At 41.5% G+C, this 21,129-nt stretch carries 19 protein-coding genes; 13 read left to right on the top strand and 6 right to left on the bottom strand.

Features of this window, described 5'->3' with window-relative positions; translation table 11 throughout:
- Window positions 1-234: 234 nt before the first annotated feature.
- Entirely contained in the window at window positions 235-1,845 is a 1,611-nt protein-coding gene (locus tag AABM38_RS23735; RefSeq protein ID WP_423408590.1) for a serine hydrolase domain-containing protein, read from the bottom strand.
- 481 nt (window positions 1,846-2,326) lie between these two features.
- Here AABM38_RS23735 and AABM38_RS23730 point away from each other — a divergent pair, with 481 nt between their 5' ends.
- Window positions 2,327-3,499 carry a hypothetical protein gene (locus tag AABM38_RS23730; protein WP_423408589.1) on the top strand — a complete coding sequence of 391 codons (1,173 nt, stop codon included), beginning with the start codon at window positions 2,327-2,329 and terminating at the stop codon, window positions 3,497-3,499.
- Between the two features lie 15 nt (window positions 3,500-3,514).
- Entirely contained in the window at window positions 3,515-4,120 is a 606-nt protein-coding gene (locus AABM38_RS23725; RefSeq protein WP_423408588.1) for a hypothetical protein, read from the top strand.
- A gap of 55 nt (window positions 4,121-4,175) precedes the next feature.
- Here AABM38_RS23725 and pepF read toward each other — a convergent pair whose 3' ends face one another.
- Entirely contained in the window at window positions 4,176-5,993 is a 1,818-nt protein-coding gene (gene pepF, locus AABM38_RS23720; RefSeq protein ID WP_423408587.1) for an oligoendopeptidase F, read from the bottom strand.
- Between the two features lie 189 nt (window positions 5,994-6,182).
- Between pepF and AABM38_RS23715 the strand changes: the two genes are divergently transcribed.
- The gene (locus tag AABM38_RS23715; protein WP_423408586.1) at window positions 6,183-7,820 is read left to right on the top strand and encodes an ATP-binding protein; all 1,638 of its coding nucleotides are present in this window, start codon (window positions 6,183-6,185) and stop codon (window positions 7,818-7,820) included.
- 63 nt (window positions 7,821-7,883) lie between these two features.
- Here AABM38_RS23715 and AABM38_RS23710 read toward each other — a convergent pair whose 3' ends face one another.
- Window positions 7,884-9,056, bottom strand: coding sequence for an MFS transporter (locus AABM38_RS23710; protein WP_423408585.1), 1,173 nt, complete (start codon window positions 9,054-9,056; stop codon window positions 7,884-7,886).
- Window positions 9,057-9,285: 229 nt separating this feature from the next.
- On the opposite strand from AABM38_RS23710, the gene AABM38_RS23705 reads away from it, so the two are divergent.
- Together AABM38_RS23705 and AABM38_RS23700 are read left to right on the top strand one after the other, a co-directional pair.
- On the top strand, window positions 9,286-9,753 hold the full coding sequence (locus tag AABM38_RS23705; RefSeq protein ID WP_423408584.1) for a DUF2243 domain-containing protein: 468 nt from the start codon (window positions 9,286-9,288) through the stop codon (window positions 9,751-9,753).
- 22 nt (window positions 9,754-9,775) lie between these two features.
- Window positions 9,776-10,102: a hypothetical protein gene (locus tag AABM38_RS23700; RefSeq protein WP_423408583.1), complete on the top strand. Its 327-nt coding sequence runs from the start codon at window positions 9,776-9,778 to the stop codon at window positions 10,100-10,102.
- A 946-nt stretch (window positions 10,103-11,048) separates the two neighbouring features.
- Here AABM38_RS23700 and AABM38_RS23695 read toward each other — a convergent pair.
- The gene (locus AABM38_RS23695) at window positions 11,049-11,978 is read right to left on the bottom strand and encodes a YitT family protein (protein WP_423408582.1); all 930 of its coding nucleotides are present in this window, start codon (window positions 11,976-11,978) and stop codon (window positions 11,049-11,051) included.
- 176 nt (window positions 11,979-12,154) lie between these two features.
- Between AABM38_RS23695 and AABM38_RS23690 the strand changes: the two genes are divergently transcribed.
- The 3 genes from AABM38_RS23690 to AABM38_RS23680 all read left to right on the top strand — a co-directional run bounded on the left by AABM38_RS23690 (window position 12,155) and on the right by AABM38_RS23680 (window position 15,220).
- Window positions 12,155-13,285: an NAD(P)/FAD-dependent oxidoreductase gene (locus AABM38_RS23690; protein WP_423408581.1), complete on the top strand. Its 1,131-nt coding sequence runs from the start codon at window positions 12,155-12,157 to the stop codon at window positions 13,283-13,285.
- 490 nt (window positions 13,286-13,775) lie between these two features.
- On the top strand, window positions 13,776-14,624 hold the full coding sequence (gene ypfJ, locus AABM38_RS23685; RefSeq protein ID WP_423408580.1) for a KPN_02809 family neutral zinc metallopeptidase: 849 nt from the start codon (window positions 13,776-13,778) through the stop codon (window positions 14,622-14,624).
- A 98-nt stretch (window positions 14,625-14,722) separates the two neighbouring features.
- Window positions 14,723-15,220, top strand: a complete 498-nt coding sequence (locus AABM38_RS23680) for a cupin domain-containing protein (protein WP_423408579.1) — start codon at window positions 14,723-14,725, stop codon at window positions 15,218-15,220.
- Between the two features lie 55 nt (window positions 15,221-15,275).
- Here the strand turns inward: AABM38_RS23680 and AABM38_RS23675 are convergent, their stop codons facing one another.
- Window positions 15,276-15,704 carry a MarR family winged helix-turn-helix transcriptional regulator gene (locus tag AABM38_RS23675; RefSeq protein WP_423408578.1) on the bottom strand — a complete coding sequence of 143 codons (429 nt, stop codon included), beginning with the start codon at window positions 15,702-15,704 and terminating at the stop codon, window positions 15,276-15,278.
- Between the two features lie 186 nt (window positions 15,705-15,890).
- Between AABM38_RS23675 and AABM38_RS23670 the strand changes: the two genes are divergently transcribed.
- The 4 genes from AABM38_RS23670 (at window position 15,891) to AABM38_RS23655 (ending at window position 18,576) form a co-directional block, all read left to right on the top strand.
- On the top strand, window positions 15,891-16,346 hold the full coding sequence (locus tag AABM38_RS23670; RefSeq protein ID WP_423408577.1) for a CBS domain-containing protein: 456 nt from the start codon (window positions 15,891-15,893) through the stop codon (window positions 16,344-16,346).
- A gap of 30 nt (window positions 16,347-16,376) precedes the next feature.
- Window positions 16,377-17,612: an MFS transporter gene (locus AABM38_RS23665; RefSeq protein WP_423408576.1), complete on the top strand. Its 1,236-nt coding sequence runs from the start codon at window positions 16,377-16,379 to the stop codon at window positions 17,610-17,612.
- 221 nt (window positions 17,613-17,833) lie between these two features.
- A complete protein-coding gene (locus tag AABM38_RS23660) occupies window positions 17,834-18,181 on the top strand; it encodes a DsrE/DsrF/DrsH-like family protein (RefSeq protein ID WP_423408575.1) in 348 nt (115 codons plus the stop codon).
- A 14-nt stretch (window positions 18,182-18,195) separates the two neighbouring features.
- Window positions 18,196-18,576, top strand: a complete 381-nt coding sequence (locus tag AABM38_RS23655) for a peroxiredoxin family protein (RefSeq protein WP_423408574.1) — start codon at window positions 18,196-18,198, stop codon at window positions 18,574-18,576.
- A gap of 105 nt (window positions 18,577-18,681) precedes the next feature.
- Here the strand turns inward: AABM38_RS23655 and AABM38_RS23650 are convergent, their stop codons facing one another.
- Window positions 18,682-19,959 carry a GGDEF domain-containing protein gene (locus AABM38_RS23650; protein ID WP_423408573.1) on the bottom strand — a complete coding sequence of 426 codons (1,278 nt, stop codon included), beginning with the start codon at window positions 19,957-19,959 and terminating at the stop codon, window positions 18,682-18,684.
- Between the two features lie 268 nt (window positions 19,960-20,227).
- On the opposite strand from AABM38_RS23650, the gene AABM38_RS23645 reads away from it, so the two are divergent.
- Entirely contained in the window at window positions 20,228-21,103 is an 876-nt protein-coding gene (locus tag AABM38_RS23645; protein WP_423408572.1) for an SGNH/GDSL hydrolase family protein, read from the top strand.
- Window positions 21,104-21,129 lie beyond the last annotated feature (26 nt).

Below are 21,129 nucleotides of genomic sequence, written 5' to 3'. Positions count from 1 at the left end.
ACAGGTTATCGATCAATTATTAAAACCCTGTTAATTGGAGTGGAAGGTGCGAAGACTCCTCCGAAAATGCTAAAGCATTTCCATCGTGCGTGGGCAGATTCGAGGAAGCTTTTCAGTGTCCTGCGGGCTCAGCGCCAGCCCCGCGGAAAGCGAAGCGCCTGGAACGGAAATCAACAGACTTGTTTTATAGATTAACTAAATAATAAAGCTGTAGACAAACTTGATTTACCTAGGTTATAAAGATAATACATGGGAACTTTGCTGTGGATAGCGCCAGGCAAAGTCGAATTCTAAATTAATGTTGCCATCGATATTTATAAAGCTTACTAACCCGTATTCCTTAGTTAAAAATTGATTTTTATCAATAGCCCTCCCGATTAAATCCGTGCTTGTTTGAAGGTCTTTTATGATCAGGAAATCTTCTTGAATGGATACCTCATAGCTCTCTATACCGTTGCTGAATGATCCTTCCCAGTCATTCCAGTCTTTTGGATCTGGAGTATAAAATTGTTTGAACTCCGGGCATGCCTTGCTGTCTACAACAATACATTTAATGGTCTGGCTTAAAGTTGGGGCAGGAAAGCCTACTGTAAATGCTGTATTTCCCTTATCATCTAAGGCGAAATAAGTATAAGTGTTAAATTGTTTTAACTTGAATTTCTGGTCGTTATGGATCAGGGATTTTTCTGCCGAATCAGAACAGATTTTAATTAATCCATAATAGCTATGTAAATAGGTCCCTTCAAAGTATTCCCAGTCTGGCTCTTCACCATGAAAGCCTTCAGTTGCATCCGCTGTTTCATTGCCTGTCCCTCTCAGCAGCTCGTCCACAATTTCATATCCGGCCTGAAAAATATTCTCTCCATTTGCCAGAGCAATGACGGCGATTCCCTTGTCAGGAACAAGGATGAATTGGCTAGAGTATTGGTTGCTATACTGTCCATAATGCCAGTATCGGTCTATGCCATCCTTTGTTTCCTTGAAAAAAGAGATACCGCAACCGCCATTGGTTGAGTTATACCATTTGCTTTGCTGGTTTCTCATTTCTTTTACAGAAGCGGCAGAAAGCACCTGTTTATTGTTATAAGCTCCGTTTTTAAGATGCATCATAGCGAATTTGCTAAGCTCTTCAATTGAGGAGAACGCATAATAAGAGGGATAGCTGGCGACGACATCATAAAACTGATGAGAAATTGCCAGGTTTCCATCGGAGAGCTTCTCGTGAGGAAGCGCTAAAGGATAGGTCATGGCCTTCAAGGGGTCATAGGTGGTATGAGTCATTTCCAACGGCTCAAATAGCATATCCTGCATAATGGATGCAAAAGGTTTGCTAGTTACTTGTTCTGCGACAAATCCGGCGATATTCAAGGCGTGGTTTCCATATGAATAGGCTGTACCTGGATGAAAGAGAATCGGCAGCGTTGGAACTACTTCCTTCATGTAAAGCATTAACCCCGCTTCATTATATTGAAAACGTGTATCATCACCGGTAGGAAGTCCTGATGAATGAGACAAGAGCATGCGGATTGTTATCAGCTTAGATAATTCAGGATCTGCAGCGGTAAACCAGGGGATATAATGCTGAACTGTCTTATCTAAATCGATCAGACCACTTTCAGCAATCATCATGATAACTGAACCAGTGAAAAGCTTGCTTACAGATGCAATTCGAAACAAAGTATCTGGACGAATTGGTACTCCCCACTCCTCAGTTGTTGTCCTTCCGTATCCCTTGGATAGAACTACTTCATGGTCCATGATTACTGCTACTGCAGCACCTGGGATATTATTGCTTTTCATTGAAGCATCAATGATTTCGTGGATATTTTCTAATTTTATCGTCATTAAGCGAGACTCCTTATTAGTTAGATTCATAAATAAATTCAATGAGATTTGCTAATCTCCTGCTTTTACAAATAATAGAACTCCCTTACATAGTTTGGAAACGAAGCCAGCCTTTAAAAATAACACTTCTACCGATAGGGGAGGGGAGTTGATTTAGTGGAAAATAGAGGAAAATAAGCGCTTATAAAGTTTTGTTTACAATCTAGTTTACTTGTATACATTTTGTAAACATTGCGTATACAAAATAGTTTACATGTTTACAAATGTGTATACATATTGGTATATCAACATGTATACACATTTGTAATCGTTGTATACAATTACGTATACAAAACTCAATAAAGGTTTACAACTTGTTTACATGTTTACAAATATATTTCTTTTTAGCCCTTTTTATTGCAGTATCTATTATTTCGCTTTACCTTTAAAATAGTAAGAGTATATACATAATTACTTAGAAAATAGAAAAGGAATGATAAGAATGACAAAATCCAGAATTGCAGCTGTTGATGTAGGTAATGATTCTATTAAAGCGATTTTCGGAGAATTTGATAATGAATTGAATATCCCTAATATCGTAGCAAGAGATACAGAGGACCGTCCTGTAATCGGTATTGAAGAGTTAGACACAAAAGATCCTATTGATGGAATCCATATTAGAGTCCACTCCCCTGCACTGAAAGAAAATAATGCAATTTATCGTGTAGGAAGTTTAGCGACAAAAAGCGACAATGCGACTGAATTGGACCCGGGAAGCAGCAAGTCAGAAGAAGATCAGACATTAGTGATGCTGTTTGCTACTCTGGCATTAGATGCTGTTCAAGAAGAAACTGGAAAACTCTTTCCGAGATCTAAGAATGTAATCGATGCAAACTATACCCTTGGAACAGGTTTGCCGCTTCGAGAAGTAAAGGAAGGAAAAGATGCTGGATACCGCTCTAAATTAGTTGGGTCTGTCCATCAGGTAGAATTCCTTGTGACTCCGAAGTACCAGGGCATTAAAGTAAATATTAAATTTGATGAAGTGAAAGTCTATCCGGAAGGTTTTGCGGCTTACATTAATCTAGTAATGGATAATAGCCTGAAAATCATCAACAAAGATTTAATTGATAGAAGGATATTAATTCAGGATATTGGCGGCTTATCAACAGATATCGCTGTCATCAAAAACCGCAATGTTGATGATGATAAAGCACAGGGCTTCAATTTGGGTGTATCTGAGGCGTTAGAACAAATCAGAGAGGAAATCCGCAGCAAACACGGCGTGGAACTAGACAGCCGCAGAGATGTTGTTGAAATCATCACTCGCAAAAACGATCGTAACCATATCATGGTCAAAGGAAGCCGTACAAGTGTCCATGATATTACGGACCGCATCCTTCTTGAATTAGCGAAAAAGCAATATCGCCTGCTTCGAAACGTATGGGCAAAGAACTCACAGACGGAAATCTGCTATTTCGTTGGCGGCGGCGCGACTGTCTTGAAGGAATATATCAAAACACTAAACAATAATCTCGATGGCTATAATATTGAGTTTTTTGAAGATGAAAAAGAAAGCATCTGGATGATGGCGAATGCTTATTACAAGCTGATCATGGATTATGTGAAAAAGACAGAAAAGAGCAAACCTGCATCTGAGCCTGTAAAAAGCTAAAAATAAGGTGATCCTATGAAAAAGACCAACCCAAACGAGATTAAGAGAGGACAGGCTATATCATTCCGTGTTCCTTCTGACACTCCCGACCACATTTTAAGGCATTTGCAAAAGTTGAAAGAAACGGAGAGAAGGAATTTCTCCAGTAAAATTGCTGAATTTGTGATGCAGGGTGCAGGCAGTTCTAATTCAAAGGAACGGGAAACCTTAACGATTCCTCTACCTCGTAATTTAAGTAAATCGCAACGGGATTGGGTAAAGCATGAGCATTCTGAGGCCTTGCTTGGCAACATCGTTTATCATCTGTTAAGCGATCCTATTCGCGCAACATCTCTGCTTGCTTCTTTGAATAGTAAATCGACTGAAATAGATGAGGCGCTGTATTTGCAGGAAGAGATTTTTCACCCGAGAGCGGAAGCGGAGCAAGATAACAGCGGTCTTCTGGCAACAGAAGAGGCAGCTTCGGCAGCTGAAGTGGATCCACTTGATGATGATTTAGATTCTTTTGACTGGGAATCTATGAAACAAAATGATGACCAAGTCTCGGAAGAAGAACCGGAAGAACAAAAAGACGATTTAGATGATCTTCTTGGAGACTTTCTCGCTAAAATGAATAAGTAATTATGCCAAAAAAAGAAGACCCCTGGGATCAAGATTCCCAGGGGTCTTTTCGTCATTATTCATATGAACGTTCCAATTCGTCAATCAGTGAACCGACATAAGCAACTGCTTTACGTACTGGTTCTGGCGTCGACATATCAAGACCCGCGTGCTTCAATAGCTCAAGAGGCTTCATAGTGCCGCCTGCACGGAGCACCTCGAGCCAGCGGTCAACGGCCGGCTGGCCCTCTTCCTGAATCAACTGTGCGACGGCAGTCGATGCAGTTAAGCCAGCAGAATAAGTATACGGATACAAGCCCATATAGTAGTGAGGCTGGCGCATCCATGTCAGGCTGGCACCTTCGTCGATTTCAACGGTATCGCCCCAGAAACCAGTAAGGACGTCGGCTTTCAATTCTGTCAGTGTTTTTGCCGTAAGAGCTTTGCCTGCTTCAGCATGAGCATAAACCCTGCGCTGATACTCAGCTTCAAGCAAATGGGTGACAAAGTTATGGTAATACGTTCCAAGCAGCTGCAAGACAACCCAGCGGCGCATCTGCTGGTCCTCTTTATTTTCATTAAGGAGATGCTGTGCTAAAAGCATTTCATTCATAGTGGATGGTGCTTCAATGAAATACATCGATGGACGAACATTCATGATACGCTGATTTTTATTCGCTAAATAAAAATGTCCTGCATGGCCGAATTCATGTGCCAATGTAAAGCAGCCGCGCATATTGTCTGCCCAGGTAATCAGGATATATGGGTGAGAACCATATGGACTTGAGCAGAATGCTCCTGTTGATTTTCCTACGTTATCAGCGAGGTCGACCCATCTTTCCTTAAAGCCTTTTTCAATCATTTCCGTATAGTCTGGTCCCATTACTTTTAAAGATTCAGTAATGACCTTGCTAGCCTCTTCAAAGGTGATTTCAGGATCAAAATCAGGATCAAAAGGAGCCTTTAAGTCACAGAACATCATCTTGTCCAGACCCAAAACCTTCTTCTTCAACTGGGCAAAGCGGCGCATATGCGGTGCCAGTTCTTTATAAATGATGTCGATTTGGTTATTGTACATCTCTAAAGTGACCTGCTGAGGCTCTAGCAGCATATGGGTGACAGATTCATAGTTTCGCAGGCGGGCAAGCGTCACCTGCTTTTTCACCTCAGTAGAATAGGCAGCTGCAATCGTATTTTTATATTGCTTGAGAGTTGAAACAAAGGATTTGTATGCTTTTCTCCGGACATCCGTATTCGGGGAAAATTCATATCGGCTTTCGAAAAGCGCAAACGAATTCGGTAATTCATTGCCATCCTCATCCTCGATTGAGGAAAATTCCATATCGGCAAGTTTAGCCATTTCATAGATTTTATATGGAGCAGCGTGAACTTCTCCTAATGCTGCAAGCACCTCTTCCGTTTCCAGTGCCAGCTTATGTTTTTTTGTTTCAAGAAGCTCTAAAAGATTTTTCTGGAATGGCTCAAGATGAGGCTCCTCTCGAAGGAATTTTTCTATCGTCCCTTCCTCAAACGCTAAAATTTCAGACGAGATAAATGACAAGGAAGCCATTGCGTTCGTGCTGATGGCAGCAACCTTCGCTGAATTGGCCTGATTAACAGGGTCCGTCCCATCGGCTGATTGTTTCAAGCTGGCATATGTACGTGCTTTTATGAGCTGCATAGTAAGCTCTTCCTGGGCGACGAGGCATTCTAACAATGCCTTTGGTCCTGTATGTAAAGTGCCTTTTAAAGCTGCGAATTCAGTGATATCTGCCTTGATTTGTTCCAGAGCTGTCTCCCACTCCTGGTCAGAAGCAAATAAATCCTCAAGATTCCAAGTAGACTCAACAGGGACCTCTGAACGGACAAGACGTTTTTCTACTGTTTTATTCAATAAAATCTCCTCCTTTTGTATCCTAATAATACTACGAAATTCGAAATAACGTTAGTTAATTATATTGAATAATAGAAATATTATAACTATACAATTTTTAATCTCCAAAAAAGGTATAGAAAAGATTGGATTACTGGTATATTATTGGTTTGAATATTATGAAAATTAATATATACAGGTGGGAGTAAATTGATTTTACTAGACTATATTATAAATCTCTCCATTTTTTCACTTATGGCCAGCACACCCTTAATCATTCGTTCTTTCATCAACCATAAACCTCTTAAGCAGCTGCGTCTTTGGGCCGCGTTATATGCAGGAATGGTATCCTCGATTCTCGTTGGACTATCCTATGAACAACAGGGCTATTCCTACGATATCCGCTATGCAATTCTTATTTTAGTATTTGCTTATCTGGGACCTCAAGCAGGGCTTATAACGGGAAGTTTTTCCTTACTCAGCAGATTGATGGCAAGCGACAATTGGCTTCCAGCCATTGTTGGCTGGCTGATCATCATGTTTTTTTTCACTCTCATAAACAAGCGATATGCCCATCTTAAACCAGCTAAAAGAACTGGAATCCTGGCTGGCTCCTATCTTGTTATTTATATTTTGACGGTGCCATTACTATTTAATGTATTTAGAGATAATCCCGTCTTTCACCTCCAATACTTGCTGTTTATTATGCTAGGAGTGATGATTGGCGGGTTGCTGATAGAGTCATATGAAAACTTATATAGAATCATTACAGAAAAGAAGAAAATGGAGAAAACACTTGAAGAAAGTGAGGCTAAGTATCGCCTTATTGCTGAAAATACATCGGATCTTATCATGGTGATGAATAAAAAAAACGAAATAAGCTATTTTTCTCCCTCCCATGAAATCGTTTTGGGGTACGAGGTTTCTGAACTCCAATGCGTAGATATTTATAAGTTGATTCATCCTGACGATGTTCATCCTTTTGTTAGAACAATCGAAAACATATTTGAAAATAATGAATCTCGATCGGTCGAATTTCGATTTCTGCACCATGAAGGCCATTGGATAGATTTTGAATCCCGCTGTATGCCTGTGATTGGAGAAGAAGGGGTAATCGAGCACATAGTCATGATCAGCAGGGATATTTCAGAACGGAAAAAAGCGGAGGAGATTCTTTTGCAATCGGAGAAGCTGTCGATTGTCGGGGAGCTGGCAGCAGGTGTTGCCCATGAAATCCGCAACCCGCTTACAACGATTAAAGGGTTTGTCCAGCTTTATAAAAAAGAAAACAATTTAATTGAATTTAACGACTTGCTTCTCAGCGAGCTGGAACGGATCGAAACGATTACAAGTGAAATGCTGACACTTGGTAAACCCCAGGCCATTCAGCTTAATAGGGCGAATTTACGGGATGTGATTGAAAACACGGTAGAACTGTTATCTCCACAGGCAAAAATGGAGGCTATCCAATTCATCCAGAAGTACGAAGATAATGAGTTTGTGATTACTTGTGAGCAGAATCAAATCAAGCAGGTGTTCCTGAACATATTCAAAAATGCGATGGAGGCCATGCCAAACGGCGGGGACATCGAAATAAACATGATGAAAAACAAGGCTGGGAACTGTGTTATTACCGTAAAAGACGAGGGCTGCGGAATTCCAGAAGAATTGCTGCCGCGCCTGGGTGAGCCTTTTTACACATTGAAGGAAAAGGGAACAGGGTTGGGACTGATGATTTGCCATAAAATTATCAAACAGCACCAGGGGATCATATCTTACAAAAGCAAGCTGAACGAGGGCACCTTGATTGAGATACACTTGCCTTTAGCGAACGAAACCGTTGACTGAGGCTATAATAAGGCAGGGCTATAAAGAAGGAGGGTGACACTCGATGTCACCCTCCTTACTAATTTAAACATTCAATGAATGGGAGTTTTTCATGCGTGAATTGTAGATTTGGTAAAGAACCAAGGCAATCCCTGATAATATAATCCCTGAAATATAAGGCATCCCGATAGCGATCGAGAACAGCCATCCGCCTAATGGAGGGCCGATGATCCTCCCAAGTGAATCGAAGGACGACAGCAGGCCGGTAGTGCTCCCGTGTCCAGCGGTTGATTTCTTTGTCAGCAAAGAGGATACGCTTGGGCGGATTAGGCCGTTCCCAACGCCAAATATCGTTAAGAAGAGAGCAGCAGTTCCAAATCCTTTAATCAGCAAGATTAAGGCAAATCCTACCGCTGAAATAAAGATTCCCAGTTGGATAACCTTCCCTTCTCCGAGCTTTTTGGTCATCCTTCCGACCAAACCACCCTGGACAATGGCTCCTGCGAGTCCCATGATCATGAAAATATAGCCTAGCTGCACAGCACCAAGCCCAGCTTTTTCAGCAGCAAAATAGGCAAATGTTGCTTCAAGGCCGGATAGGCTTAACGATACAAACAGTTGCAGCACGAACAAAACAGATACAGGTCCATTGAAAGCCTTTAGTAAAGATGATCTTTCCTTTGACTGGCTGTTGCGCTCTTCAACGGAAAGTGATTCCTTCAGGACGAAGGTGACGAGCAGGAATGTGATCAGGGAGGTAGCACCGGCAAGATAGAATGGCATGTTCAGGCTGGATTGCGAAAAAATACCGCCGATCGCAGGTCCAAATATAAAGCCAAGCCCTACAGAAGCTCCGATGATTCCCATTCCTTTTCCGCGATCTTCCTCTGAGGTGATGTCAGCCACATAGGCCATGACAGTCGGCATATTTGCCGAGGACAAAAGCCCGCCAATAATCCTTGCTGCAAAAAGCATCCATAGCTCTGATGAAATGGCCATCAAGAAAAAAGAAAGTGACAGTCCAATAATGCCAATCATGATGACTGGCTTCCTGCCAATCCTGTCAGAAACACGTCCCCACATAGGCGCAAACAGAAGCTGCATCAATGAATAGACAGCCATCAACAATCCCAGCTGAGTTGGGTTAGCGCCAAGTTCCTCCGCATAAAAAGGCATGACCGGAATAATAATCCCAAATCCGACCATTACAAGGAACATGACTAAAAATAAAATAGGCAGAGCCTTTTTAGTATTCATTAACTCTCTCACTCCAGTTGATAAATAACTTAATTATGCTAAAAACAACAATAATGTAAATTATATCAGAAAGCATACCCGGGTACCTAAAAGAGAATCCAAATAACCCAAGAGAAATGTTTTATCAAAAGGGACAAGAAGACATTCCTCTGGACCATAAAAGGTTAGTTTTTGTTAAATTTGGATATAATATTCAAAAGGTTTGAATATACAGGGGGGAGTTTTGATTGTGAGTCCGAAAGCGAAAAGGAACTTCCTGCGCATAGGCAGTTTCGTCCTTGGTTTAGGTTTTATGGGAGCCATGGATGGGATCATCTTTCACCAGTTATTGCAATGGCATAGTGTGGTCATGCAGATCGATCGTCCAGGACAGATTGCAAGTGATGGAATATTCCACTTTGGCGTCACCATAGCATTAGTAATCGGTGGGATTCTTTTATGGCTGGCCGGGAGACCGTCAGATATTACTAGAGGTGTAAGGCTGCTTGTAGGAAGCTTTTTAACAGGGGCTGGCATTTTTAACTTGGTAGAAGGTGTAGTGAACCATCATCTTTTGAAAATCCACCGTGTAAAGCCAGGGGACCCTAATGCATTAATGTATGATCTTGCATTCCTTGCACTTGGCTTATTGCTGGTAATCATCGGTGAGCTAGTCAGGAAAAAAGGACAACATTCTGGTCACGCGATAGACCGATAAGGGCAAGGTGGAGACGGATTCAATGTACAGATTTGTTAGTTTTATCGTTATATTTTCATTTGTGTCAGTGATGTTATATTTTCATAATCAAAATGGGCACAATCAGGCTTCGGAACATGGTGATGCACACAGCCATAAAGAAGTGTCAATTCCTTCAGGCGAGCAAATTCCTTCAATTGAAGGATCTGTAAAAAAAGATCCTTCAGGGTCTTGGCTGCTTCATATCATGACAGACAATTTTAAATTCACTCCAGAAAAAGCTGGTCTTAATGAAGTCAACTATAGCGAAGGGCACGCACACTTGTATGTGAATGGACAAAAATTAAACAGGCTGTACGCTATAACCTAGGCGACCTGGAACCGGGGACATATCATATTAAAGTAACGCTTAATGCTAATAATCATGAGGTTTTTACGGTTAATGGGCAGGAAATTGCCTATCATAAAAAGCTTAATATCAAATGAAAATTCAAGGGTGCCATTTGGCACCCTTCTTTAATGTTGCGAGCCAGAAGCTGGAAGTGATTTTTCATGGATTGACTTCACCAGCTTGAAAAACAAGATCGTCAAAGGCTGGACTGTTAAATAAACAGGAAGAGAATAGTATGGGCTCCAATTCTTATACTGTAAAAAATCTATATAGGAAGTAGTGAAAAAGCAAAAAAGTCATTGTGTAATCCCTTCCTTAAACAGGATACGGCTATACATTCTTCTCAACATACTCGTGATGGCTAAAAATAAAAACCAGGTCAAAAATGAAGCCCATAGCCTCCAGTTCATGTATTCCATAATATCAAGGATGGGAAGTGAGCGCTCAATGCCAACCAAAATAAAGGTGGCAGCAATTAGCAGTTGATGTTGTCAGTCTTCTCTCGATTTCAAGAAACAAAGGAAGCATTAGGGGAATGATTATTACTTCGGAAATTCGAAACATCAGGAAATGCCATGGCTCCGTAGATACCTTCCAAAGTTTTTCATTATCTGCGATGACTAAAATAAAACTAGTAAACAGGTATTCGATACTCATGAAAACAAAGATGAGATTTAATGGATTGTTCTTTTTGCTTATTATTGCAAATGAAATAATCAAAATCAACGTCATCGATACAAATAGAGAAACAGTTATCATAGGCTCCTCGGTGCTTCTGCGTATTTTTACGTATTTTTATCTATACAGTTTGTCCTTATACAAAAAAGATACCCCCGTGCATGGAGGTATCGGACTATTGTGTATGCTGACTGTATTCACAGCAATTGTGTTTATTCTCAACAAATCTTTTTATAAAGTTTATCCTTCAGCCAAATCTTTCAAGGGTAACATCAATCATATTAGAGGCGATGTAATAAGCTGCCAATGAGAGCAAAGCTTTATCCCAGCCAAAAATGAACCCGGCGCTGGAAAATACGAAAATATTGATGAACATAATGACCTTGCCAACAGAAAAAGAAGTTCGGCGATTCAGCAAGATGCCTAAAATTTCTGTGCCGTCGAGCGACCCTCCATATCGGATGACAATGCCTACCCCCACTCCAAGAAAGATGCCGCCAAATAAGGAAGCTAAGAGTGGATTTCCCGTTGGAACAGGAACATTGTAAAGGACGAGTGTTCCAAGTGATAATACGGTAATCCCCAATAAGGTGGTCACAACAAATCTTTTTCCGATTTTTTTATAGCCCAGGTAGAGGAAGGGAAGGTTCAGGAGGAGCAAATAGAACTCCAGCTTCAAACCTGTCAAATAGGACATAATGATGGAGATACCAACGATTCCGCCATCGATGATATGGTTGGGAATCAGAAAAAATTCAAGTGCGAACGATACGAAAAGGGCTCCTATAATAACAAACACCGATTTGAAGAAAAACTTTCGGAAGGAGATTTTGCTTCTTGAGCGATATTCGTTTTCTTCCGGACTGAACTTCATCATGATAAAGGCAGGCAATAAAAATCCAACCGCCTGTTCAATATTTGCGACCGCCCTTGACCAGCCACTCGGTATGATTTTGCTAGTATCTTCAAAAAACAAAGCGATCCCGCTCAGGTGAAAGGCATTCTCTAATTTTTCCGCAAAAAGTTTTGGCTGTTCTTTCAAGGCTGATGGGTCGATTAAAGGGCCTAATTGGAAGATATCTAAAAAGAGATAGATTACACCAAATGCCACAAAAACATTTAAATAAAGAAATAGAAAATTGGCCAAATCATAGAGCTTTTTATTCTGCGTAAGCATTTCATCGCTTCCTTTTCTTTTTGGACAAGTGTTTAATTGTATGAATTTTTTTGAATGATTAAAACCTGGTTCATACAAAAATTACATGAATGTTGAGAAATAAATACCCTTCATTGAAGTCTTCTCCATAACTCCTGTAGAATGGACACAAGTAAATAAGTGAAAAAGGTGTTTATATGAAAAAATTCGTCATTATAGGTGCTGGGATTTTAGGAGCATCCACTGCTTACCATTTAGCGAAATCAGGTGCCAGTGTAACAGTAATTGACCGTCAGGAGTCAGGTCAGGCGACGGATGCTGCTGCGGGAATCATATGTCCCTGGCTTAGCCAGCGCAGGAACAAAGCTTGGTATTCCCTCGCTAAAAGCGGGGCAGAGTACTATGCATCTCTCATAAAGCAGCTGGAGGAGGATGGGGAAACAGAAACTGGCTATGAGCAGGTAGGGGCAATCAGTCTCCATACAGATACAGAAAAGCTTAATAAAATGGAAGAAAGAGCAAGATTAAGGAGAGAAGATGCTCCCGAAATTGGCGAGATCCGCCAACTCTCCCAGCTTGAAACAATGGAAATGTTTCCGGCGTTATCTAGTGATTACTCGTCTGTCCATATTAGCGGTGCGGCACGCGTTAATGGGCGCGCGCTTCGTCAGGCACTAATCAACGCGGCAATAAAACATGGCGCATGTCTTGTCAATGGGGATGCCCAGCTAGAGCATGATCAAAATCAAGTAAAGGCAGTGCTGGCAGGTGGTAAGCGCTACGAGGCTGACCGCGTCATGATTACTGCGGGTGCATGGGCCCCAGAGATCCTAAAAACGCTCGGGATCACTCTTCAGATTGCTCCGCAAAAAGCCCAAATCGTCCATCTTCAGCTTGAAAATACTGAAACAAGTATGTGGCCAGTTGTCATGCCTCCAAATAACCAGTACATTTTAGCTTTTGAGGGAGGCAGGGTAGTAATCGGGGCTACACATGAAGATGAAATGGGATTTGACCGCCGGGTAACAGCAGGGGGCCTAAATGAGATTTTTGCTAAAGCACTGGCAGCAGCTCCTGGACTGGCAAATGGAACGTTCATAGAAGCACGTGTTGGCTTCCGTCCTGTGGCGCCTAACTTCCTGCCAATTATAGGAGCAGTACCTGGTTATGATGATCATTTGTTTTTGGCAAATGGTCTTGGTTCATCAGGTTTGACCGTCGGACCTTACTTGGGGGCACAGCTGGCAAAGCTGGCGACCGGGGAGATGTTGGATATAAATCTTGAACTGTATGATGTTGCCGGAGCAATCAGCAAGAATATTTCCTAGGCAATGAGAAAATATTGAAAGATTAGGGACATGCCAGATGGAGGCATGTCTTTTTATATGTTCCAATGGAATCCTTGGATGAACTATACTGCTTATGTCATACATTTTTTAGGCTCTGTTAAAGATGAATGTTGATTGTTAAACCCTGTTGATTGTAGTGGAAGGCGCGTAGACTCCTGCGGGCGCAGCTGGTCAGGTGAGACCCCGCAGGAGCGAAGCGACGAGGAGGCTCAGCGCCAGCCCCGCGGAAAGCGAAGCGCCTGGAACGAAAATCAACAGCCTTGTTTAACAGAGCCTTTTTTTGAAAGAAACCAAAGTCTTCTTCTGGAAAATTGTGAACCGCCCTAAAAATAAAATTCATTCTAAAACATTTTTTCCAAAAAAATATTCATAGAAGCTTAAATAAATCTAGTAATAGCGGGTATAACACTAAAACAAAACTAAAATTTGTTTTAATAAGTTTCTTAATAGAATGCAGGGAGGAAACATCATGCAATGGAAGGGCAGAAGAGCGAGCGGCAATGTTGAGGATAGAAGAGGAATGGGCGGAGGCGGGATGCTAATGGGCGGCGGCCTTGGCGGGATCGTCCTGTTAGTGATCATGACATTCCTTGGCGGAGGCGATCTAGGGGATGTCGTGAACAATATGTCAAACACGGGAGGGCAATCAGCTGCTCCTTATGAGGAAACACAGCAGGAAAAGGACCTTGCTGACTTTGTATCCGTTGTCTTGGCTGATACAGAGGAGGTTTGGACTGAAGAATTTAAGAAAGAAGGGATGGTTTATAAGGAGCCGACCCTAGTATTGTATTCTGGAAGTGTCCAGTCTGCCTGTGGTACCGCAGGCGCATCAGTTGGGCCGTTTTATTGTCCGGGTGACCAAAAGCTGTATATCGACCTAAGTTTCTATGATGAGCTTCAAAGTAAATTCCAGGCGCCGGGTGACTTTGCGATGGCTTACGTAATTGCTCACGAAGTAGGGCACCATGTACAAACATTACTGGGAACTTCCGATAAATTGAACTCAATGCGCCAGAATCTGAGCAAGACAGAATTCAACAAGTATCAGGTGCGATTTGAACTGCAGGCTGACTATTTAGCCGGAGTATGGGCTAACCATGCACAGGGAATGGGTGTAGTGGAAGAAGGAGACCTTGAGGAAGCTTTGAATGCTGCAAGTGCTGTCGGAGATGATACAATCCAGAAGCGTTCGCAGGGCTATGTCGTGCCGGAAAGCTTCACACACGGAACTTCGGAACAGAGGAAGAGCTGGTTCTATAAAGGCTATAAAGCGGGAAACCTGCAAGAAGGAGATACGTTTAACTCCAGGGAATTTTAGGTTCAGTGAAACTAGGGCTCTATTTGCCCTGGCCATTATATAAAAAGATCGGGGATGGGCCCATTCTATCTTTGAAGAAGAAAGGAGCAGATTCCACCATGGAAGCACAAGTAAGATCGTTTTTTCTGAACGATACAGGTGATATTCCGAATAATCCTGATTTACCTGTAATCGTGTATCAAGGTGTTTTTGAAAATACCGTTAATATCGAAGCCCAATTCGTGCAGCATAACTGGACAGGGACATGGACTGGCGATATTTATGAGTATCACCATTACCATACAAACACACATGAGGTATTAGGTGTGAAGTCTGGTAAAGCGACGGTACTTTTAGGGGGAGATGGCGGAGAACGACTTAACCTAACAGCTGGTGACGCAGTTGTTCTGCCGGCAGGTACGGGCCACAGGAAAATGGAGAGCACCGAGGATTTTGCCGTTGTCGGGGCTTATCCGAATGGAAGCACTCCTAACCTGAATCAAAAAGATCCTGGTGTACGAGCGCAAGCAATATCGCAAATTAAAAATGTGCCAGTACCAGAAACGGATCCAGTGTACGGGGAGAATGGCCCGCTCCTGGAGAAGTGGGCAAAGTGAATACCAAACAATAAAAGGCAGGCAGAAATGGTGTATTTCTGCCTGCCTCTTCCAATTATCGATTTTTTAAAGAGTGATTGAATTTTTTCAGAAGATACCCCAAACTCTCGCGGTCATCATCAGTCCAGTCACTTAGCAGATTCGTGATGCTGTCTAATCGGGACATCTGATTGGCGGTTAATTCTGCATAGCCAGATTCTGTTATTTGGTAAAAATAAGAACGGCCATCTTGTGAGTCGGGGATTTTTTTCACATACTTTTTATCCTCTAATGCTCGTGCTTGCCTGCTGACGGTAGAGATATCAAGATCAAATTCATCAGCCAGAACCTTCACACCTGCAGGTCCAAGAGCGGATAGTCTCCGAAGCAAAAGATACCCAGACCGGTCAAGGCTGGTTTTTCTTTTATCTGTTGAAACAGAAGTAAGTCGGCGGATCAGGATGGCCAATTCTAGTTCAATTGTTTCCAATGCTTCTTTATTCATTGTTTTTCACCCCGGATAGTTCCTCTAGGTTACATAATAATATAACCTGGGCTTTTGTCAATTTTATGTATATCTTTGGAAATCACCATTGACATTGATTATAGTTGTATTATACAATCAAATGGTTGTATTATGCAATTACTTTCTTTTAGCTAATTAACTCTTAATAACGGATGGGAGATTCATATGCAGGCTCATGAAATCATGGATAGTACAGTTTACAAGGTCAAAGATACGGACAATGTGCGATTGGTAATTGAAAAATTCATTGATCATCAAATAAGCGGTATGCCCGTGGTTAATGAGCGGAATGAAATTGTCGCTTATATAAGTGATGGGGATATCATGCGGTATATCGGGAAACACAAGGATATCGTCGTTGACTCTTTTTATTATGTTGATGTGATCAAGGGAGATGATGATGAATTTGAGGTAAGGGCCCAAAAGGTCTTGAACTTGAACGTGATGGCCATTGCTCAGAAGAAAGTGCAAAAAGTGGCATGGAACCAGGAAATCGAAAATATTGCGGCACTTTTGGGCCAAAAGCAAATTAAAAAAGTGCCTGTTGAACGGAATGGAATATTGGCTGGGATCATCAGCCGGGGGGATGTCATCAGGCATTCCTTTAAAAAATTACTATAACCCAAAATAGCAAAAAGAGGAGACGTAAGAATGACTTCAAAATCACAAACAGCAGCAAAACCTTTGACGATTGAATCTGAGGCTGCTTCTGGAATCCTGAAGCAGCCAGTCGCTGTATGGGCTGTTTTCTTTGCAGCAATCACTGCCTTCATGGGGATGGGGCTCGTGAACCCTGTCTTGCCAACAATTGCCCATAATTTGAACGCGACACCTAGTGAGGTAACTTTACTATATACAAGCTATAATGCAGTAATGGCATTCGCCATGCTGATCACTGGAACGGTATCTTCAAAGCTGGGCAGCAAGGGTACACTCCTTCTGGGAATTTCAATTATTGCGATTGTCTCTGCTTTGGGAGGATTCGCCGAAAATATTTGGACATTGGTCGGTTTAAGGGGCGGATGGGGACTAGGCAATGCGCTGTTTGTCGCAACAGCGCTGGCAGCGATTGTTTCTCTTTCAGACAGCGGAACAGCAAAAGCAATCATACTTTATGAAGCAGCCGTGGGACTTGGCATTTCAATTGGTCCGTTGATGGGCGGGACATTAGGGTCCTTGACCTGGAGAGCTCCATTCTTTGGAGTTGCCACATTGATGGTATTCGCCTTTATCCTGCTTACCTTATTAATGCCTAAAGCAAACATACCTGCAGTTAAAAAAGCAAAGACTCCACTATTGGCACCTTTCCACGCGATGAAACACCGTTCGCTTTTGGTACTGGGGATTGTCGCTGCATTATACAATGTTGGTTTCTTCACTATCATGGCATACGCTCCCTTTGTGATGGGGTTGGAACCAAAGGGCCTTGGCTACGTATTTTTAGGCTGGGGAATCCTGCTGGCGCTTACGTCTGTATTCATGGCACCTAAGCTTCAGCAATGGTTTGGAACTGTGAAGGCAATGATTTTCATGCTGATACTCTTTGCCTTAGACTTAACAATCATAGGAATCTTTGCAACGACACAGTGGGTTGTAATCAGCGCTGTTATTTTTGCAGGCGCGATATTGGGGAATAACAATACTTTGATTACAACGGCCGTTATGGATGCAGCGCCAGTAGAAAGGGCGACTGCATCGGCCGCGTACAGCTTCCTGCGTTTTATCGGTGCAGCCATTGCACCTTTCATGGCAGCTAAATTAGGAGAAGTGTTTAACTCTCATGTTCCATTTTTAGTTGGCGCAGGGTTCGTGTTTTTGTCAGTTGTGTTCATCAGGATGAATTTCAAGCATCTTAAGCACGTTGATACAACTGATCCATCTCATTAAGTTATCATTCCCTCCTTTCAGGAATAGGGAAGAAACGAAGACTATTTGAATGCTAGAAGAAAGTGTGTGGATTTCCACACACTTTTTTTCTGTTCCCAGTTGTTCGCAGTTTCTTATATACCTATAAGGGTATATAATATATATGTAAGCGGTTCATGAATATTCCGTTTGGATACAATAATTAGCTGTATAAGCAACCGGACTGAAAGAAGGGATGGCCCTTGGCGAACAAGAAATTGGTTTATTTTGTTTCCTTAAGTTCTAATGTGCCTTATGTATTAAAAGAAGCAGTAAAACATGCAGAGCAGGGGAATGAGATCAGCATCTTCTTTGACCTCGATGGTGCGAGGGTACTGGATAAGCGGTACTTAAAAATAATCGAGCGTACACAAAATATTGATCTCGCCAAACTTATGAAAAGAGCGATGGACATGGGAATTGGATTTTTTGGCTGCCAGATGAATGTGCTGATTGCGGATGGCCTTGAACTTGTTGACGGTGCCCAATTGGCAGGAGTAGCGACATTTTTGGATATTGCCTATCAGGCAGATGCGGTCTTAAGTTATTGATGGAGGCGACTGGCATGGATCAGAAAAAAGTGGTGGTAATGGCCCTGCATGATGAACTGGAATCTGTTTATCCTCCGTTAAATATTGCCCTTGGCGCGGCATCATCGGGCGCAAAGGTGATTTTGGCGTTCTCACGTAAAGGCGTCAATATTCTTGATAAGCGATATATATCAGTTCCCTCAGACGATCTTGAGTACTTATCAAATGCAATCAGCGATTTTGGTGTATCTTCTGTTCATGAACTACTGGGAATCGCGGTCGAAATGGGCGTTCAGTTATACGTTGTGGATTTAGATATAAAGGATAATTTTGAGTTCGTACATCCGGCCGAGCAAGTCCCGATTAAATGGGTCTTAAACGAGGCAGCATCAGCAGATTTATTCATGCACTTTTAGAGGGGTAAAAGGTGAAATGCAGCGCAATAGAATGGGAGACATAAGCCTGCTTATGGAGGACGATGAAAAAGACAGAGAAGGCTTCTCTGTCTTTAATATATATTGTCAGCCTGTCTGCTTCGACAGTTCTTTTTTATAGGTCACTTTATTTTTGCCAAGATCCTTTGATTGAAGCAGCAGCTGGTCGGCATAAATATATCCTTTTTCCATTGAGGTATATGAATTTACCGTGAAGTAATACAAACCAAATGAAGAGGTAATCGAAATGGAGTGAATTTCAGATTTATATTCCACATCAACTGAACTAGCTTCGATGCCCTGGCGGATTTTTTCCACCAGATCAATGGTTTCACTGTATGATTTATTTCTCAGGATCAGCGTGAATTCCTCGCCGCCGCTTCGGAAAAGGTAATCATTTTCAGATAGATAATGGTTCAATGTCAAAGCGAAATGCTGGATCACCCTGTCACCGACAGCATGATTATACGAATCATTGATTCGTTTGAATTTATCGATATCTGTTACAACAATGCCGATTTTTTCACCTGTTTGGTTCAATTCGGACATTTTCAAATCCATGAATGCCCTGTTTGGAACACCTGTAAGGAAATCTGTATAAGCCATTTGTTCGAACTTGTCCCGCTCGATCTTATTCTGGATATTCTGGGATTTTGAATGGAAGGAGCGGCTGACCAAATAATTCAAAATAAATAAACTGACCATCATTTCCCACTTCTGCTCTTGGAGGAACAGCAGCAGCAATCCATTTGTAAAAGCTGTTTTACCCAAATCGAGGACATTGTTGCTTTCCTTAAAGAATTGGATTGCTTCCCGCGCGCTTTTAATTTCTCCCAGAATGTAAAAAGCGATAGACAGGAATGTATAAGATATAAGCATGGTGCCCACTGCAAGGATACACATCAGGATCCAAAATCCAAATGGTACCCCTTTAAATAAAGGATAAGCCAGATTAAATACAAAATATCCAATTGAGTAAATCAGAACATGAGCACCAATATTGTAGAACGTGTCCCAAAATTCATCTTCATCGGCAGTCTTTGAGCTTTTTCTAGCAAAATATACTGTAAAACGAAAGAGCGTCTCAAAGATGAACAAACCTATTGGGCCGGCAAAAATACCGAATGATAAACTATAATTGATTCCATAATCAAACTTCAGTGTTCCATTTTGGGCAATGATTCTGAGATGGTTATACATGGTCGAAAACAACCAATATATGAATAAAGCTATTAAAAATGTGTGTTCATTCACGAAAAAGGTACCTAATCCAAAAGCCACGGCAATTGATACAAAAAATAGTGAAACATTATATAACCTAGCTTCCAGCATAGGCATAATTTCCCCTTTCCCAATCTCTACCATATAATATTATCCTACAATTGACGCAACTTGCAAAGCAATTTTTTGATTTGTTTAAATTTTTGTACCATTTGTTTTGTCTGCTGCGTATCATAAATGGCTATGATGAGAGTAGGGAAGAAAAAATAAATTTTTCATGTGAGAAAATCGTTCATTTAAAGGGAAATATTACAGTCTTGTCGAATAATATACAATATATATTCAGAATTTTTAATTAATATTAATCATTTTATAGATATTCAATAAATTACTTATAAGAGAGGGGTCGTATATGGATTTTATGTTATTTGGTACTCTACCATTATTGCTGCTTGTGGTTGCGGGAGTAATTGTTTTTTATCAGCGGAAAAATAAACTAAAACAACTTCCAGCGAATAATCCTGAAGCTTTCCTGAAGAATGGGATGCGACATGAAGGGAAGAAGCTTGTCGCTGTCATCGGCGGAGATGTCGTACATGGAAATATTAGCTATAATTTTGTCGAAGACGCTTCTAAGCGGAAGGGCTGCGTTGATTACCAATTTATTAATGACGGGGTCAATGGAAGCACGGCCTTTGATGTTCTTCAGCGTCTTGATCGGGTGATTGCCTGCCATCCGGATTTTGTCATCATCATGGTCGGCTTGAATGATGCATCAGCAAAAATCGCTCCAGATATTGCGAAAAGGAATATCAAAATACAGGAACAGTTTGAGAAGCCATCCTTATTAGTTTATGAGAAAAACCTTGCTCAAATTGTGAATAGGCTGAAAACAGAAACGACTGCAAAAGTTGCTTTGCTCTCACTCCCGGTAGCGGGTGAAAATTTATTTTCAAAAGCGAACAAGGAAATCGACCAATACAACGAAGTCATAAAAAAGATCGCTGAAATAAGCAATGTTTCCTACCTGCCCTTTAATGAAAAATTAAAAGCCTATTTAAAGGGAAAAGGACATACAAGAGGACGTTCATTGAAAAATGGTTCGAAAATGCTAGAGAAGGCGATTATTCAGCACTTTGTATACGGATACAGCCTGGACCGCATTGCTCAGCAGAATGGATTTTTACTGCTGACTGACGGCATGCACTTGAACAGCACCTCAGGAATGATGGCAGCACACCAGATTGAGCTATTCCTGAAAAAGAATGAACTGAAAGCGATACAATAAAAAGGATACTGCGACTGCTGGCAGTA

It is taken from the genome of Heyndrickxia sp. MSNUG (genome assembly GCF_049532715.1).
In the GTDB taxonomy this organism is placed as follows: Bacteria; Bacillota; Bacilli; order Bacillales; family Cytobacillaceae; genus Mesobacillus.
This window is presented reverse-complemented; position numbering and strand designations above follow the sequence as displayed.